This window comes from Synechococcus sp. B60.1 (genome assembly GCF_047462555.1).
Classification (GTDB): Bacteria; Cyanobacteriota; Cyanobacteriia; order Thermostichales; family Thermostichaceae; genus Thermostichus.
Window position 1 is genome coordinate 1 of sequence record NZ_JANSJN010000203.1, and the last position, 1432, is coordinate 1432.

Consider the following 1432-nt stretch of genomic DNA (forward strand, 5'->3'; position numbering starts at 1 on the left):
CCGAATGCAATCGAGGTGCCCTTGGAGGAGCGCCCGGCGATGGGAGTGGCCCTGGGGCTGGCCATGCGGGAAGCCGGCAAGTAACGACGGGGATCCCTCGAAGGCACTATCCAACAATGAGCGAGCAATGAGTGAGGCGATTGGATGTACACACCGGAAATCAATTTTCTTAAGGAAAGGCCGGAAGTTCCCACCACCGTTCAGACAGGGGCGGTAGCCGCCCCGACAACTGCCGCCGGAGCCGAGAGCTGGGCTTTGGCCATTGGCCTGGGGGTTGCCGTGACTGCTGTGGCCATGGGGGCTTTCTTGTATTTCCAAGACAGCTTTTCCCGTCAGCGGAATACTCTGAGGGCAGAGCAAACCCGCCTTGACGGTGAACTCAGCACAGCCAATGCTGAGTTGACCCGACTCCAGGGCCTCAGCCAAGAATTACAAACCATTCGCACCCAAACGGAGGGGTTCCGCTCCTTTCTGGGATCCGTCCAGCCCTGGTCGGCCATTCTAGAAGAAGTGCGGCGCAGGATCCCTGGCCAAGGGGTGTGGATAACCAACATCAGCGCCTCTGGGGATACCGTGAACATCCAAGGCGGGGCGCTCGATTTTCCCTTGGTGAACGACTTTTTGCTCACCCTGCTGGATTCCAACTTCGTAACCAGTGCCGTTCTCAACAGTGCCTCTCGAGTGGAGGGCACACCTGAAACTGAACCCAGCGTCACCTACGGCCTAACGGTTACTATTCGGACCATAGGGGATCCCGACCCAGAGTTTACCCGCGAGCTGGAGCAGCGGGGAGCAATAGGCTTGGTGGAAAAGATCCGTATTTTGCGTCAAGTGGAGGGGAACTGATGACCGGCTCGCTGGACAGTTTTCACGATGAACAACTAATGGCACCTCCGGCGGGGCCGCCGGTACTGCTGGGTGTCGAGCTGACCCCCATTCGCATTGGCCTGTTGATCGGGATCCTGGGCTTGGGTACAGCGGGCTTTTTGGCCTTCACCCAACTCCGTCCTCTAATTAGAGAGGTGCAAGCCTTGGAAAGAGAGGTAGCCCAAAAAACCAGCCAGTTGCAGGAGGTACAGGGCCAGATTGCCAGCCTACAGGATCTGCCCAACCAGATCGAGAAGGCTCGTGTGCAACAGCAGCAGATCAGCAGCTTGCTGGCCACCCCTGAGAATGCCGACACGCAACTGATCGATCTCAACCGACTGGTGCGGGGACAGCCCAACAGCGAGTTGCGCAGTTTTACCCCCTCCCCCCTCACCCCTGCTTCTTCGAATAACCCCGAAGTGCCCGCGATCATTGCTCCGGCTATCCAGGTGCAGACCAGTCGCGTCGCGGTGCGGGGCCCCTATACGGACATCATTAATCTCATGAGGGATGTAGAGCGTCTACGCACCTTGTTTCGGGTGAGCAACATCAGCCTAAATCCTGT

The 1432-nt window shown here is 58.2% G+C and carries 2 protein-coding genes; both read left to right on the forward strand.

Annotated features, from left to right (window positions below):
* The first annotated feature begins 144 nt into the window (after window positions 1-144).
* Window positions 145-846, forward strand: coding sequence for a PilN domain-containing protein (locus NW863_RS13030; protein ID WP_414366874.1), 702 nt, complete (start codon window positions 145-147; stop codon window positions 844-846).
* Window positions 846-1432 (forward strand): hypothetical protein (locus NW863_RS13035; protein WP_414366876.1); only part of this gene is annotated, 587 nt, incomplete at its 3' end. The genes NW863_RS13030 and NW863_RS13035, both read left to right, overlap by 1 nt.